General features: G+C 64.1%; 15 protein-coding genes. All 15 read right to left on the bottom strand.

Translation table 11 applies throughout. From position 1 onward, the window contains the following. Positions 1-129: 129 nt before the first annotated feature. The 15 genes from MCUHO_RS07635 to MCUHO_RS07565 all read right to left on the bottom strand — a co-directional run bounded on the left by MCUHO_RS07635 (position 130) and on the right by MCUHO_RS07565 (position 15,719). Entirely contained in the window at positions 130-555 is a 426-nt protein-coding gene (locus tag MCUHO_RS07635; protein WP_067076109.1) for a PaaI family thioesterase, read from the bottom strand. A gap of 4 nt (positions 556-559) precedes the next feature. Then, positions 560-1,258: a glycosyltransferase gene (locus MCUHO_RS07630; RefSeq protein WP_067076106.1), complete on the bottom strand. Its 699-nt coding sequence runs from the start codon at positions 1,256-1,258 to the stop codon at positions 560-562. Between the two features lie 152 nt (positions 1,259-1,410). Then, entirely contained in the window at positions 1,411-2,388 is a 978-nt protein-coding gene (locus MCUHO_RS07625) for a glycosyltransferase family 4 protein (RefSeq protein WP_067076103.1), read from the bottom strand. Then, on the bottom strand, positions 2,385-3,698 hold the full coding sequence (locus tag MCUHO_RS07620; RefSeq protein WP_067076100.1) for a protoporphyrinogen/coproporphyrinogen oxidase: 1,314 nt from the start codon (positions 3,696-3,698) through the stop codon (positions 2,385-2,387). Before MCUHO_RS07620 ends, MCUHO_RS07625 begins: the two co-directional genes overlap by 4 nt. Before the next feature lie 244 nt (positions 3,699-3,942). After that, entirely contained in the window at positions 3,943-5,337 is a 1,395-nt protein-coding gene (locus MCUHO_RS07615) for an NAD(P)H-dependent oxidoreductase (protein ID WP_067076097.1), read from the bottom strand. 69 nt (positions 5,338-5,406) lie between these two features. Beyond that, positions 5,407-5,982 (bottom strand): hypothetical protein, encoded by a 576-nt coding sequence (locus MCUHO_RS07610; RefSeq protein WP_153020016.1) that lies wholly within the window; start codon positions 5,980-5,982, stop codon positions 5,407-5,409. Then, the gene (locus tag MCUHO_RS07605) at positions 5,979-6,746 is read right to left on the bottom strand and encodes a 4Fe-4S binding protein (RefSeq protein ID WP_067076093.1); all 768 of its coding nucleotides are present in this window, start codon (positions 6,744-6,746) and stop codon (positions 5,979-5,981) included. The genes MCUHO_RS07610 and MCUHO_RS07605 overlap by 4 nt, the downstream gene beginning before the upstream one ends. A gap of 24 nt (positions 6,747-6,770) precedes the next feature. Next, positions 6,771-7,529, bottom strand: a complete 759-nt coding sequence (locus MCUHO_RS07600; protein WP_067076090.1) for a 4Fe-4S binding protein — start codon at positions 7,527-7,529, stop codon at positions 6,771-6,773. Positions 7,530-7,806: 277 nt separating this feature from the next. Continuing rightward, positions 7,807-8,466 (bottom strand): DUF4332 domain-containing protein, encoded by a 660-nt coding sequence (locus MCUHO_RS07595; protein ID WP_067076087.1) that lies wholly within the window; start codon positions 8,464-8,466, stop codon positions 7,807-7,809. Between the two features lie 9 nt (positions 8,467-8,475). Then, entirely contained in the window at positions 8,476-9,294 is an 819-nt protein-coding gene (locus MCUHO_RS07590) for an EFR1 family ferrodoxin (RefSeq protein ID WP_067076082.1), read from the bottom strand. Further along, positions 9,291-10,082, bottom strand: coding sequence for an EFR1 family ferrodoxin (locus tag MCUHO_RS07585; RefSeq protein WP_067076079.1), 792 nt, complete (start codon positions 10,080-10,082; stop codon positions 9,291-9,293). Before MCUHO_RS07585 ends, MCUHO_RS07590 begins: the two co-directional genes overlap by 4 nt. Positions 10,083-10,265: 183 nt before the next feature. After that, the gene (locus MCUHO_RS07580) at positions 10,266-11,852 is read right to left on the bottom strand and encodes a sodium:solute symporter family protein (RefSeq protein WP_067076076.1); all 1,587 of its coding nucleotides are present in this window, start codon (positions 11,850-11,852) and stop codon (positions 10,266-10,268) included. Between the two features lie 207 nt (positions 11,853-12,059). Next, entirely contained in the window at positions 12,060-12,563 is a 504-nt protein-coding gene (ilvN, locus tag MCUHO_RS07575) for an acetolactate synthase small subunit (protein ID WP_011843915.1), read from the bottom strand. Then, entirely contained in the window at positions 12,560-14,236 is a 1,677-nt protein-coding gene (ilvB, locus tag MCUHO_RS07570) for a biosynthetic-type acetolactate synthase large subunit (RefSeq protein ID WP_067076072.1), read from the bottom strand. Before ilvB ends, ilvN begins: the two co-directional genes overlap by 4 nt. Beyond that, entirely contained in the window at positions 14,208-15,719 is a 1,512-nt protein-coding gene (locus tag MCUHO_RS07565; RefSeq protein ID WP_067076068.1) for a 2-isopropylmalate synthase, read from the bottom strand. The genes ilvB and MCUHO_RS07565 overlap by 29 nt, the downstream gene beginning before the upstream one ends. Between the last annotated feature and the right edge of the window lie 84 nt (positions 15,720-15,803).

The following is a 15,803-nucleotide window of genomic DNA, read 5'->3' as shown; positions in this document are numbered from 1 at the left end:
ATCCCCCCTCCCCTGTCCCCACCCCCCTGCGTGGCGATATCCACTGGAAATCCGTGTACGAGATCCGTGAGGTACAATGCCCATTAGAGCCTGCACGCTCGGGGACATTTGCCGCATCAAAAACCCCCCTCACTCCCGCTTCGCCGTTCCCCCGATCTTAAACCCGACGCCCTCGAACGAGGCCACCAGCCGCTCGCCCGAGTAGACCTCGACGGCATAGACCGACGTCCTCGCCGTCTCCGAGATCATGTATGCGACCGCCTCGAGCGTCTCCCCCGCCGGGACAGTGAAGTAGCGGATGTTCGCGGAGATCGCGATCTCGTCGACCCCCTCCAGGTTCGCGGCGATGCCGAAGGCGTGGTCGGCGATGGCGAAGATCGCGCCCCCGTGGATCGTGCCGTGGGCGTTCTTCATCCCCTTCGTCGGCATCGCCACCTTAACAAGGCCGTCCTCGATCGCCGTGACCGTCATCCCGAGCAGGCGTGCGAACTCGCAGGCGTCGGATCGCTGCACCGCCGCAGAATAGGCTTTCGGGACGGGTACGGTCTCCTTCATGGGACTACTTGTACTCCCGCTGCGTGTAGGTGGCGCCTTTCGCCTCGCCGCCGCGAAGAACGATATAGAACCACTCCCAGAGCGACTTGAGCGTCCCGAACTGCTGGTAGCGCCGCATCGAGAACCCGACTTTCAGGCGGGGGTCGAGACGGACCTTCCCGAGCTTGCGCATCCGCTGCGCGATCTCGAGATCGTCCCCGGCATCGATGCAGCGGTACATCCCCGCCCGGATGAACGCCTCCCGGTCGAAGGCCGTGTTGCACCCGAGCGTGAAGTAGATCGTCCGGGTGTAGTAGCCCAGGCGCGAGAAGATGTTTGCTCCGAGAAGAGAGAGCCGGTTCCGGAAACTGTCCTCGATCGGGTAGACCGTGCCGTAGAGCTGCACGATATCCTTCTCCGCGAAGTCCTTCCCGATCCGCTCCACCCAGTCGCGGGGAAGGATGCAGTCGGCATCCGTCGTGGCGATGATATCGCCCGAGGCAGCCATCGCCCCGTCGTTCCGGGCTCCGCCCACCCGCTTGCTCGTCTGGATGAAGACCCTGTCCGCAAGGGGCTCGGCCAGTTCCCGGGTCCTGTCCTTCGAGTCTCCGTCGACGACGATGATCTCGTAGGTATCCCGCGGCACCGTCTGGTCTGCGAGCGACGCAAGGCAGCGCTCGATGTTCTGCTCTTCGTTATAGGTCGGCACGACTACGGAGATCATCCCTCGATCAACTCCCGGTATAGTTGTTGATGCCGGTTTGCTATAAGCGTGATGCCGCAACCCCCGCCGGCGTCATAAGAGAAGAGAATCGGCCTCCCGGCAGCGCCGCGAGATCCGAGGGATGCAGACCGCCCGCCGGGGCGAACCCGCCGCTACCCGGCCAGCTTCTCGTACAGGTCGATGTGGCGGTTTGCAATCGTCCGGATATCATACTCCTCCGTGAGCAGCCGGGAGAGCGCCGCATGCCGCCCGAGCAGGCTCCGGTCCTCGAGCAGCATCCCGGCCTCCTCGGTGTCGTCGAAGTACAGGGCGGTATCCCTGAAATTCCCGGTGAACTCCGGGATCCTCCGGGCGACGACCGGCAGGCCGGTCGCGAACGCCTCCAGGACGACCATCGGGAGCCCCTCCGCGAAGGAGGGGATGAAGAAGGCGTCGGCGCTGCAGTAGGCGGCGGTGATATCGTCGACAAACCCGGTGAAGAGAACGTTCTTCCCGGCACGGCTCTTCTGCTCCTCGATCATGCTGTAGTCCTGGGAGAGCCGCCCGTAGGGGAACCCGCCGACCCAGACAAACCTGATATCCGGGTGTTCGTGCGCGAGAGCGAGGAAATCGTAGATGCCCTTCCTCGGCGTCTGCTGGGCGACGGTGAGCACCACCCACTCGTCCTCCCCGATGCCGTACTTCTTCCTGAACGCCGCCCGTTTCTCCGGGTTCGGCTGGAACTTCTCCCTGTCCACACCGTTCGGGATGAGGGTGGTCGAGACGTCCGGGGCGATCTCGTGAACCTCCTTATCGCAGAGGGGCGAGATGGTGATGATATGGTCGAAACTCCCGTAGATATTCGGGTAGAAATGGTTGACCGTCTCGGAGAAGGCAAGGTTGCCGGTGTTGAGGCGGGGGGTCGAGTGGGCCGTGAGCACCTTGACGCCGAGACTGTACTTCTTGTTCGTCAGGGCAAGGGGGCCGAAGGTGTGGTAGTGGACGAGATCGAAGTCCCGACCACGGGCGTTCCAGGCCAGCTTCGGGCAGGACTCTTCCCTGATGAGCGCACCATAAAGCATCTTTGCCAGGGTGGCGCACCCGATGTACTTGAAGAAGAGCATGTCTTCGACGAAGAAGTTGACTTTCATGGATATCCCCTCACGAAATCGATCGCGCTCCTGATGCAGCCGTCCATATTGAGGTACTCGAACTGTGAGAACCGGCCGACGAGGTCGATGCCGCGTTCCCGGCAGAACTCGCGGACGATCGCGATGTTCTTCTGGTATTCGGTGTCGTAGACGACATACGCGAACTTCTCCCGCGCAAGGCCGGTGTAGACGACGTCGTCCCGTGACGGGATGAACCCGGCGGCGGCGAGCGACGCGACGGTATGCTCGATCACCTCGGCGTCCGACATCCGGGAGACCGCGTCCCCGTCGTTGTAGGTTATCTCGGCGAGGATCGAGGAGTGATCGGAGGGGGCAACCTCGCTGCTGTAGTTCGAGGGGAACGATATCCGGTTGAAGAGGCCGGTCTTCTCGTCGGGGACGTAGAGCCAGGATATATCGGGAACCTCCCCGGCAAGGCCGATGAAGACCGAGCAGAGCGAGTTGTAGCGGAGGGCGTCGCAGGCCGCCTGCACCCCGGCAGGGACGTCGGAGAGGCAGGGGAGCAGGTTCTGGAGCGGGATCGTCGAGATCAGCCGGTCGGCATGGACGGCCTTTCGGCCGTCGCTGACGGCGAACCCGCCGTCCTCCTCGCGGATGGAAGTGACCGAGAACCCTGTCCGGACGGCAGGGATGACCGGTTCCGCGATCGCCTCGACAAGCGCCTCGATTCCGCCCGTCACCGGGTAGGAGAAGACCGCCTGGTGGACGTAGCCCTCGGTCTCGATCCCGATCGCCGACTTGATGATATCCTCGACCGGCGGGCGGGGGATGCGCCCCTCCACCCAGTGGTGCGACATCCGGTCGGCCGGGTAGTTCCAGATCTTCTCGTTGTAGGGGAGCATGTAGCACTCGGCGATGCCGCGGCCGAAGGTGTAGGTGATCCATTCGGCAAAGTTCGTCGGCGGTAAAACCTCGCCTTTCTCGACGGCGATGAGGTTCTTGACGAACTCGTTGATGCAGAAGAAGCGGTCTTCGTCGGGGAGTTGATACAGGCCGTTCTCGAAGGGATATTTGACGTAGCGGCCTTTATAGAGGATCTTCGTATTCCGCGTCCGCCGGTCGGCGTTCTCGCCGAGAACCGAGAGCATGAAGGAGAGGACTTCCGTATCGCGGGAGAAGATGATGTGCGAGCCCCCGGCATCGAACGTAAACCCCGCTTCCGTCCGCGAGCGGCAGAGCCCCCCGATCGTCTCGTTCCGTTCGAGAACGGTCACGTCGTCGTCCCGTTCGTGGAGCAGGCGCGCCAGCGTAATCCCGGTGAGACCGCCACCCAGTACCGCCGATTTCACGAGTGTACTGTTTATGCCAAAGCCATATATGGTTGACCATCCGTTTCCCCGCGGTTGCTGCACTCCGGGGTAAAAATCCCGGATTATCCGGCCGGGGCGGCACGGAGTGCGGGGTTCTCCCGCACCGCCCACGAGACCTATATGTCGCGCAACTCCCCGACGAACTCCCGCACGTCCGCTGCGTAGAGTTCGGGCTCCTCCCAGGCCGCGAAGTGCCCGCCGCCTTCGAGAGCGCCCGGGCGCGCTACCGCTGCGCCTTCCTCTCCGCGAGAACCCGGCTCGACGCGATCGCCTTTTCGAGCGGCTGGATCATGTAGGCGGGCATATTCTTCACCACGTCCCGCCGAACGGAGGGGATGGCCATTGCAAGAGAGGTCGCCCGGACGCCGATCCTTTTGGCGTAATCCCGGGTGGGGAAGTCGTAGAGCCCGTGCTGCCGGTAATACCGGTCGTCCGCCTTGAAGATCGCCCGCATTCCTCCCCAGATCTCGTCCCGGAAGACCTTGTGGCCGGCGACGGCGGGGAAGGTGACCGGTGCGACGTAGCCCCGCTCGGAGAGCCTCACGGAGCGCTCGGCGAGAGCGTGCAGGGCGGCGTCGATCTCGCCCCCCGGCTCGCCGGCAACGATCCCGGCAAGGTTGGCCCCTTCCATCACCGCGAGACCGGTGAGAACCTCCCGGAGAGTCGCGAGATGGCCGAGCGGCCCATCCACCAGGTACGCGACCTGCTTCCCCTTGAAGGCCGGCACATGCCCGTTCGAGAAACTCCGGTCGAAGAACTGCTTCCAGGCGGCCGAGAGGAAACGGTCGCGGACGGTTCCGGCCATGACCAGGATATCCGCCGGGACGATGTACTCCTCCCAGAACGCCCGGTAGCCGTCGTCGTAGACGCAGGTGTTCTCGAGGGCGCACCGGCAGCACCCCAGGCAACCGCCTTTCATCCCGGCGTCCCGGATATCGGCGACCCGGGCGGAGTTCCCATAGCACGCAGCAAGCCCGCCGACCATCGCCGCGAGGCCCCAACCGGGCTCTCCATCGTGGAGGATGACCACCCGCTTTCCACGGGTATCGACCGCGGCCGGCGGGGCCGCCGGGGAGCAGGGGGCCAAAGGAGCGGGGAGCGGTGGAAACACCCGCTGAACCGGGCGCTGTTCTGCAATCGCCTCCAGGAAGTCGGAGAAGAAGAGGACGAGCTGCTCCTGGAACGCCTCGCTCTTGAGGTCCTCCATGTGGGCCGAGCAGGAGCCGACGTAGCGCATGGTAAGGTCGTCGCAGATCCCGTGCAGGTAGGCGTGGGCGGTGTGGTCGAAGTAGTGGATGGAGGTGGTGAGGCAGGCGGCGTACTTCCCAAAAAACGCATCAGTCGCGTTCCGCTCGCCGATCAGTTCGATGAACCGCTTCAACTGGGCCGGAACCAGCATGACGTAGACCGGGGTCGCCCAGAGCACGCCGTCGGACTCCGCCACCGTGGCGAGCAGCCTCTCCCACGCCTCCTCCTGCCGCTCAATCGACCTGATATCCCGCCCTGCATGCACCACGGAGAAGGTATGCTCCAAAAATGCCTCCTCGAGGAACCGGAGATACTGCAGGGTGACGCTCATCTCGCCCTTGGGGCTCCCGGAAATGACAGCGATCTGCATGATCTTGCCTGCTCGCGTTTTATATACGGAACTGAAGCAAGCGGACGGGATATACCTTGCGAAAGATGGTTACGCGCCGGCCCGGTGCCGTAGGCCGCTCGCAGCCCATCCGGCGGCCGCAGCGAGGATGAGCAGCACGCTGACCGCGATGAACGTGTACTTGATCGGCGAGATCACGGCGGTGAACGCCGCAACCCCGTAGAGCTCCGCCGGGTAGGCGAGGAGCATCGCGATGACCCCGATGTTCTCGCAGTAGTCGGCGGCGCCCGCGACGAGCGGGACGAGGTTGAGGCGCATCCAGGGGCTGCCCGCCGGGAGCCACCGGGAGAGGAGCCAGGATATGGTAACGGCATAAAAGAGCGTATACGCCAGCGGGAAGACGAGGTCGAGCGGCACGATCCGCGTCAGGTAGAACGCCCGCCCGGCGTCCCCGAGCGCCGCAAGCATCGCGTATGCCTGCACCGGCGTGTAGGTGAACTCCATGTCGAGGATACCTGCGCCGCCCGTGAGCTCTGTGAGTGCGGAAAGGCCGAACGGCCGGCCGTTGATCAGGGCCGCCGAGACGGCGAAGAAGGCGAACGACGCAAGGAGCGCTCTTCCCGACGAGACGTTCCGGATGGCGGAGGAGACGGTATCGACGATCATCGTCCCCTCCACGCGTATCTGACGGCGCCCTCCGGGCAGGTGTCGACGCATTCGCCGCAGAGGATGCACTCCGTATTCTCCATCCGCCCATCCCTGACCATGCCGCGGACGTCGAGGCTCATCGGACAGGCCCGCGAGCACCTCCCGCAGTCCACACAGCGCTCCGGTGCGGCCGCGAGGCGGAGCGCCGGCCACCCGACGAGGTTCCGGACCTTCCGCCCGACGATCAGCATCACCGCGATCGGGCAGAAGGTGTGGCAGAACCCCCGTCTCCCGGCGAGGAGGGCGAAGACGGTGATGAAGACGATCTGGCCGTAGAGGAGGGCGTATCCGCCCGGCCGGTCGACCGAGATCCCGTTGCCGGTCTGGTAAAACGGGTCGAAGACCCAGAGGCCCCCGGCGGAGTAGACGGCGAGCGCGATGGAGCCGAAGATCCCGAGGAAGACGGGGTATTTGAGGTAGTTCAGCCACCCGGCCGTCACCGGTCTTCCGTTTATCCGGGTATAGATCTCCTGCAGGCCGCCCGCGGGGCAGAGGTAGCCGCACCAGAGCCTTCCGAAGAAGAGCGAGCCGACGAAGAGGAACGTGAACACGAAGAGGCCGCCGGTGGCGATGCCCTGCGACGCACCCTCGGTGATGAGCGGGCAGGAGACGTAGGCGAAGGTCACCGGCATCAGCACGAACGAGAAGATGAGGAGTGCTATCCGTATCCTCTGGCGCAGCGCCGGCCTGTTTCCGGATCTACTTCCCCGTTCCGGCTCCATAACGCAGTTCTCCGCGGCGGGCGCTCACCGGCCTCCCGCGCCGTAGGTGATCACGCCCTCCGGGCAGGCGTCCGCGCAAGCGGCGCAGAGGATGCACTCGGCACTCTCCATCTGCCCTTCCCGGACCCTGCCGTGAACGTCGAGGCCCATCGGGCACGCCTTCGAGCATTTCCCGCAGTCGATGCAGCGGCCGGGATCGGCAGCGAGCTGAAGCGCCGGCCAGCCGACAGCGTTCCGGATCTTCCGGCCGACGATCATCAGGACGGCGGTCGGGCAGATGACGCGGCAGAAGCCGCGACGGCCCATGACGAACGCGACGGCGAAGATCCCGAGGAATATGAAGCCCGCGATCATCAGGGTATCGACGGACGTGATCGAGAGCCCGTTCACCGTGCCGTAGAAGGGATCGACCGCGAGGATGCCGCCGGCACCGATGAAGAGGTACGCGAGCAGCCCAAGCCAGAGCACCGTGACGCCGTACTTGACCCGGTCACGCCGGCCATCCACCCTGCGCTTCATGACGGGCGAACAGATCTCCTGCCACGCCCCCATCGGGCAGAGCCAGCCGCACCAGAGGCGGGAGACGCCGAGCGAGAGGACAGCGAGCGCGGCAAAAAGGAGCAGGCTGCCGGTGGCGATACCTTCGGCCGCCCCCATCAGGATGACGATGGGGGAGATGTAGAAGAGCGTGGTCGGGAGGAGGAGGAACGAGACGATGAGGATAGCCCTCCTGATCGTCTGGCGCGAGAGTCGCGACTTCTGTGACAGGGTTTCCTGTGCCATGATAATTCCCTTATGCTGATCTGATGGTCGTGCGGGTCTCTCACACCGCCGGAACAATCCATCGCTCATGGGATCTGCCGGTACGGAGGGCCGTGAGTGCACGCAGAGAGCAACATTCCTAGTTTTATCAAAAGGGTGCAATAACATTTTTGCATGGCGATTCCACCACGGGAAAGAAGCGGTTGAGAAAATAAATGGATAATTACTCCCATAATCCCATTTACCCGCCCTGAAGGAGTTTGGCCAGCCGCGAACCGTTGCAGGTGAACTCCCCCGGCTACGAAAGATACGACGCCGCTTTCACCAGCCGCCTGACGTCTCGAAGACCGATCGTTCCTTTGAAGAAGGTATGTTCCCTGTTGACCCGATCGAGATCGCTGCACAACTCCTCCGGATCTGCAGCTGCAACCGCTTTTGCATCCGTATACCCCGCAGCGACCAGCATCCTGGCTGCTGTGGGGCTTACCCACTGGATCCTCGTGAGATCGGCCAGCGCGTAGAGAGAATCGATACAATCGGGATCGATGCCGAGAGCGGCTGCGGTCTCCTCCCGTCTTCCGGGAGAGGCCAGAGCATCGTAGAGGAGAACGGTGTTCTTCAGACCGCTGCCCTCCAGGTTATCGAGATCGGCCTTCCGGAACCAGTCAAAAGCGCTTACGGGGTGTGCTTTTGGGAAATAACCCTCGATCTCCCGGCGCAGCAATGTCAGGTACGCCGGGTCGACTCCGGTCTCCGTTGAAAGTGCGGGTATCTTTTTTGGATTCTTCAACGCCTTCCGCAGATCCGCGAGGGTTCCGAAGCCATGCGCTTTGAGTTTCGAAAATGTTCCGTCAATATCTTCCAGGAGAGACGAGCGGCTTGGAACCAGATCGGTCTCTTCAATCCTCTTCTTCAGGTCGTCAAGGCTTACTCTTTCGGCATCGATGTAGTACGGCATAGTCACCTCTTACGAACGGTTCTCCCCTGAGGCTCCACGCTGCGCTTTCATATCCGCAACCGTGAGATCCGGGTGCCGGTACCGCCCCCGCCCCTCCGTCCCGAGCATCACGTGGAGCTGGATCGCCTCCGTCGGGCAGAAGTGGAGGCAGGCACAGCAGATCTCGCACTTCCGGCCCCAGACCGGTCGGCCGTCGACGAGGGTGAGGTTGCCCGCCGGGCAGACCCTCACGCAGGTGCCGCAGCCGGTGCAGGCGTCCGAGACTAAGAAGCGTTCGCCCGCATTATGGGCGCTCTTTGCAAGCGATCCGTAACTCAGGGTGTTCATGAGCCAGGAGACGGGCTCGAACCCCGGGGAGACCGAACGGCCGCTCCCGATCGCCTCCGCGATCTCGGTAAGCCGTCTGTCTGCCCTGCCGAGGGTCTTACCACACTTCTCGCCCGGCACCGACCGCATGAGCGGCGGGAAGTTGCCGGGCATTTTGACGGCAAACGCGGCGTCGAGTTTTCGGCCCTGCCGCTCACGGAGGATCCTATCGAGCTGGTGGAGCGCCGAGACCCCTATCCCGCCCATCGTGACGACCGCGAAGGTATACTCCGCACCCGAAAGGTCGAGCCGTTCCGCGAACCTGGCGACCATCACCGGCACCCCGCAGTCGTAGACCGGGCAGACGATCCCGACCCGGTCGGCCGCCGGGGTGACGGCACCCGGGGTATCCGCGAGCGATGCGATCGGGACGAGTTCGGTCTCCCCGAGAGCTCCGGCAATCTTCCTCGCCGCGGCAAGGGAGTTTCCCGTGCCGGTGAAGTAGTAGATGACGGTCTTCATGGCCGGCGCTCCAGTTCGGCGACGCCGACCGATGGGTTCCGGTAGCGCTGCCTTCCTTCGGTAGCCTTGCCGGCCTGGATCGCCCCGGCCGGGCAGAGGTGGATGCACCCGCAGCAGAGTTCGCACCGGTGGTTCCAGACCGGCCGGCCGTCGACCATCTCGATGTTCTCCGCCGGGCAGACCCTCGCGCAGATACCGCAGGACGTGCATGCTTCGGTCACCGTGAACCTGCGGTCTTCCCCGTGAACCCGGGAGCGGAACCGGGGGTACATGACGGCCTTGATGAGGCGTGTCAGAGGCGCGTGCGGGAGGTTCGCTTTCTCCTCCTGCCGGATTCGGCCCGCGATCGCCTCGAGTTCCGCGTCCGCCGCGGCAAGGATGCGATCCCGCTTCTCTCCCGCGGGTGACGCGTACATCAGGATGTAGTTTCCCGGCATGCTGACCGCGAACCCCGCATCGAGCCCCCTTCCGGCCTTATCGATCAGGATCCCGTCGAGCTGCCGGAGAGCCGCAGAGCCTCCGCCTCCTCCGTGCGTGACGACCGAGAAGACGTAGTCTGCCGCGGCGAGGTCGAGACGCTCAGAAAACGCCGCCACCATCGCCGGGAGCCCGGAGAAGTAGACCGGGCAGACGATCCCGACCCGACCGGCCGCCGGGGTGATCGTATCCGCGGTCTTCGCAAGCGATGCAATCGGGACGAGCCCGCTATCCCCGAGGGATTCGGCGACCTTCTTTGCAGCGGCAAGGGAGTTGCCCGTGCCGGTAAAATAGTAGATGATGGTCTTCATGGCAACCTCAAGCGATCCGGTTCGGTTCCGCTCTCCACCGGTCGAGTCAACAGTTTAGATGTTCGCTCATGGGGATATGGACTTTGCGAAGGCGATCGGGCGGGAGACCGGGGTCGCTGGGTGGTACTCCGTCACGGCGACCCGGTCTTGTGCAGATGCGCGAAAAACAGTAGGGTTCCGCCGTCACTGCCGGCGGGGCGAGTCCTTATCGGCGAGCCGGGTCGCCCCCGGTGCGCCCGGCCGCGGGGCGCTCCCGGGAGACTGAATGAACCAGCCGGTCCGGGTGCCGTCGAGCACATCGGCCGAACTCCGGGCGGTGAGGAGGCTGACGACAACCATCGCGACGAGCGAGAGCACGAGTGCATAGAGGCTGAAGTGCACGGGAAGCGATCCGACGAACTTGGAGTAGTATCCGAAGATGCCGGCCGCGACGAGCCCCGTCGCCATGCTCGCGATCGCTCCCTCGCCGGTCGCACCGCGCCAGTAGAGCCCGGCAAGCAGCGGAACCGCGAACGTCGCGAGCATCACCCCGATCCCCATCCAGATCAGCCACGCGAGCATCTCCGGCGGGTTGATGGCAAGGAGGAGCGTGCCACCGGCCCCGAGGACGATCGCGACCTTCGAGACGAGGAGCACTTCCTTATCGGTCGCCGAGGGGCGGAAGATGTTCTTGTAGATGTCCCACGCGAACGACGTGCCGACCGTGAGCATCAGCCGATCGGTCGTCGACATCACCGCCGCAAGGACGATCACCGCGAAGAGCGCCCAGAACGCCACGTTCGGCATCGCGTGTTCGACCCCCAGGATGAAGGAGTAATCCTGGGCGTTCACGGCGTTCGGGAGCACCAGTTTTCCCTCCTCGACGAGCGAGCGGACGGCAAACCCGGTGAACTTGACGAGGAACATCACGACCGCGTAGATGGCGAACGCGACGAGCGGCGCCCACTTGAAGTAGCGCGCCTCTTTTGCGGCCAGGACGTTGTTGACGACGTGCGGCGCGCAGGCGAGGCCGACCATCAGGAGGATGCCGAACGAGACCAGGAACTCGGGCGTCGCGTACGCGTATGCGGCATACGCCGGGCTCGGGAACCACGGCTCGACGAAGTTCGGGTCGATCCCGGCAATGACCGTGTTGATGTGAGTGAGCCCGCCGGCACTCATGACGACGAACGGCGCCATCAGGAGGACGCCGAAGATCAGGATCCCGCCCTGGAAGAGGGTCGTCCAGGAGACGGCGTAGAGCCCGCCGACGACCGTATAGGCGGTGATGATGACCCCGGCGATGAGCAGCGCCTGCCAGTGCGGGATCCCGAAGAGCCAGACGATGACGATGCTGATCGCGGCGTACTGCCCGACAAGGTAGATCAGCGAGACGATGATCCCGGAGACCGCCGAGAGCGCCCTGAGCGCCCGCGGGCTCTCGAACCGGTCGGCGAGGTAGTCCTGGACGGTCAGGTAACCCCGCTCCTTCCCGATGGCCTGGAGTTTCACCCCGAAGAAGATGATACAGAACGCGGCCGCGAGCGGGACGAAGATCTGCTCCCAGATCCCGGGCCAGCCCGAGTTGTAGCCGAATCCGCTCACGCCGAGCAGGGTCATCCCGCTACAGATCGAGCAGACGATCAGGATCGTGAAGACCCAGAACCCGAGCGATCTCCCGGCGAGGATGTAGTCCTCGGTGTTATGGATCTTCTTCGAGGCCCAGTTCCCGATGCCGATGAGCACGAAGAAGTAGAGCGCGATCAGGACGAACGTCAGTATGTCCGCCATTCAAACGGCCTCCCTGAACCCGAGACCCCAGAGAGCAAGCAGTACGATGACCAGGGCGACGGCGCCGCCCACGATGATTCCCGTATGGAGAGGTAGCCCGAAGAACATGCTGTGTTAGTGTGTGACATGCTAACATATAACACAATCGCAGGGGAGGGAGTGACCTTCCCCCGATGGAGCGATGAAGGTATCACACCGAAAAGAATGTTATTTGGAACTCTTTACGGTCTTTGCGCCCCGAAGGAGCGCAATCTTCCCCGTGCGGACGAGTTCCTTGATGCCGTACTGGCGCAGGAGTTTCTCCAGCGCATCGATCTTCTCCGTATCCCCGGTCACCTGGAGAACCAGCGTCTTCGACCCGACGTCCACGACCTGGGCGCGGAAGATATCCGCTATCTGGAGGATCTCGGCGCGGGACGGCCCGGTCTCGGCGGCAACCTTGATGAGGGCGAGTTCCCGCTCCACGCTCTCCCGTTTCGTCAGGTCCGAGACCTTGATGACGTCGATGAGCTTGTTGGTCTGCTTCATCATCTGCTCGACGATCCCGTCGTCGCCGTTCACCACGATCGTGATCCGGCTCATGTTCGGCTCCTCGCAGGTCCCGACGGCCAGGCTCTCGATGTTGAACCCCCGGCGCGAGAACATCGCGGCGACCCGGCTCAGGACACCTGCCCGGTTCTCCACGAGGACGCTCAGGGTATGCGGTTTCATTGCTGACGCACCCCGATCATCTCGTTGATCGCAGCACCCGCGGGAACCATGGGAAAGACGTTCTCCTCCCGCTCGACCCGGAAGTCCAGGACGAACGGCCCATCGGTGGCGAGAGCGGTCTCGAGCGCCTCACGCACTCCGGCCTTCTCGTCGACCTGGAGCCCCTCGACCCCGTAGGCGTTCGCGATCTTGACGAAGTCCACCGGCGGGAGTTCGGTGTAGGAGTAGCGGCGGTCGTAGAAGAGTTCCTGCCACTGCCGCACCATCCCGAGGTACATGTTGTTCAAGATCACGACCTTGACGGGGATCTTGTACTGCGCCACCGTCCCGAGTTCCTGGATGTTCATCTGGAAACTCCCGTCGCCGGCGATGTCGACGACCGGCATATCCGGCCGGGCGTAGTGTGCGCCGATGGCCGCCGGGAACCCGTAGCCCATCGTCCCGAGACCGCCCGAGGTGATCCAGGTCCGCGGCTTCTTGAAGCAGTAGTAGAGCGCGGTCCACATCTGGTTCTGCCCGACCTCGCTCACGACGATCCCCTCGCCTTTCAGGAGATCGGAGAGCTGCTCCACGACGTACTGCGGGCGGAGATGGTCGTCGTCGCGGTAACCGAGCGGATACTGCGCCTTCCAGGCGCCGATCCGGGCAACCCAGTTCGCCGTATCGCCGCGCTTCTGCATCCGGGATAAAAACGCCTGGAGAACGGCCTTCACGTCGCCCACGATCGGGACGTCGACTTTCTTGTTCTTCCCGATCTCCGCCGGGTCGATATCGATGTGGATGACTGTGGCGTTCGGCGCGAACGTCTCGATCTTACCGGTGACGCGGTCGTCGAACCGGACGCCGACGGCTACCAGGAGATCGCACTCCGTCACCGCGTAGTTCGCGGACTGGGTGCCGTGCATCCCGAGCATCCCGAGACAGAGCGGGTGGTCGCCGGGGACGGCGCCGAGCCCCATCAGGGTCGTCGTCACCGGGATGGCGGCCGCCTCCACGAACTCCAGGAGTTCGGCCGACGCTCCGGAGAGAACCACCCCGCCGCCGGCGTAGACGAGCGGCCGCTCAGCTGTCGCTATCAGGTCGAGCGCCTTCTCGATCTGGCGGACGTGCCCCTGGTAGGTGGGCTGGTAGCCCCGGAGGGAGACTGTTTCGGGGACGGGCTTTCCCTCCAACACCTGGCCTGTGCTGACGTCTTTGGGGATATCGACCAGCACCGGACCGGGCCGGCCGGTCCTGGCGACGTAGAACGCCTCCTGCACCACGCGGTCGAGGTCGCCGGCATCCTTCACCAGGTAGTTGTGCTTCGTGACCGGCATCGTGATCCCGGTGATGTCCGACTCCTGGAACGCGTCGTTCCCGAGGAGGGCGGTCGGCACCTGGCCGGTGAGCGCCACGATCGGAATGGAATCCATATATGCCGTCGCGATCCCGGTGACCAGGTTGCATGCACCGGGGCCGGAGGTGGCAAGGCATACGCCTACGCGGCCGCTCGCACGCGCGTAGCCGTCGGCTGCGTGCGCCGCTGCCTGCTCATGCCTTACCAGTATGTGCCGGATCGACGAATCGTAGAGTTCATCGTAGATCGGCAACACCACGCCGCCGGGGTAGCCAAATATGGTATCCACCCCTTCTCGCTGCAGCGCTTCAATCAGAGTCCTGGCTCCGGTCTTCATGCTCTTCCCTGAGTAATCTGTTCATCCCGGCGATAACTGCTTCGACGCTTGCCATGATGATGTCGGTCCTGGCACCCCGCGAGGTCACGGTCTTTCCGTCCTTGCTGAGTTTTACCGAGACGTCGACGAGGGCGTCCGTGCCGCCGGTTATGGCATCGACGCTGTATTCGTCGAGCCTTACGCTCCCGACGTCGGCGACCGACCGCTGGAGCGCGCGGATCGCCGCGTCTACGGGGCCGGTCCCGACTGCGGCGCCGGTGATCTCCTCACCGTGAACGAGCATCGTCACCGAGGCGGTCGGCATCGCGTTGCTCCCCGAGACGATGGTGAACTGGCAAAGTTCGATGCAGGGAGTAAACTCGATCTCCATGACGGTATCGGTGATCGCCATGATATCGGCATCGGTTATCCGCATCCCGGCGTCCCCGAGGCGTTTGATCCGGTCGACGATCTCCTTGAGCTGTGCAGCGCTCGGGGCGTAGCCCATATCGTGGAGCGCGGCCTCGACCGCCGCCGACCCGGAGTGCTTCCCGAGGACGATGCGGCGCTTGCGGCCCACCCGCTCCGGCCGGAGCGGCTCGTAGGTGCTCGCGTCCCGCATCACCCCGTGGGCGTGGATCCCGCTCTCGTGGGTGAAAGCCATCTCGCCGACGATCGGCTTGTTGGTCGCGAGCGGAACCCCGGTCAGCCGGGCGACATGGGTCGAGAGCGGGTAGAGTTCCTCGGTCTTGATCCCGGTCTTCGCCCCGTAGAGCACCTCGAGCGCCATCACCAGTTCTTCGAGGGAGGTGTTTCCCGCCCGCTCCCCGAGGCCGTTGACGGTGACGTGAGCACAGGTTGCCCCCGCCCGGAGGGCGGCGACGGTGGTCGCGAGCCCGAACCCGAGGTCGTCGTGGCAGTGGATGGAGAGCGGGGCGAAGAGGAGCGGCGGTATGATCGCAGCCGCCCGCTCGGGCGTGAGGAGCCCAACGGTGTCGCAGAAGCAGAGCCGGTCGGCTCCCCGCTCGACCCCTTCCCGGAAGACCTCCGCGAGGAACTCCTGGTCGGCGCGGGAGGCGTCTTCTCCCGATAACTCCACAATCAGACCGCGCTCTTTCGCGTACTCGACGGCGCTCCAGGCCATTTGAGAGACCTGCTCGCGTGTCTTACGGAGTTTCTTCGCGATATGGAGATCGCTCACCGGGACGACGAGGTGGACGGAGTCGGCACCGGCGTCGGCGGCGAGGTCGATATCCCCGGGGAGTGCCCGGACGTAGGTACAGCACTCGGCGGCAAGCCCGGCGGCGGCGATGACGCGGATCGACTCGCGCTCTCCGGCGGATGCGGCGGCTGAGCCTGCTTCTATCACGTGGACGCCGACGTCGGCGAGGTGCGTTGCAATCTCAAGTTTCTCGGCCGGCGTGAGCGAGACACCCGGTGTCTGTTCGCCGTCCCGTAGAGTTGTGTCAAAAAAGCGAATCGGTTCAACAAATAAAACAATCACACATAGTGCAATTCACCGTCAAGAAATTGGCGGCAGCGCTACTTAAATGTTGGGCATTCGGGAATTCTGGTGCGGGATAAAAAA

The sequence above is a fragment of the Methanoculleus horonobensis genome (assembly GCF_001602375.1).
In the GTDB taxonomy this organism is placed as follows: domain Archaea; phylum Halobacteriota; class Methanomicrobia; order Methanomicrobiales; family Methanoculleaceae; genus Methanoculleus; species Methanoculleus horonobensis.
The sequence above is the reverse complement of the archived record's forward strand: the minus strand, read 5'-3'. Positions and strand labels throughout refer to the sequence as shown.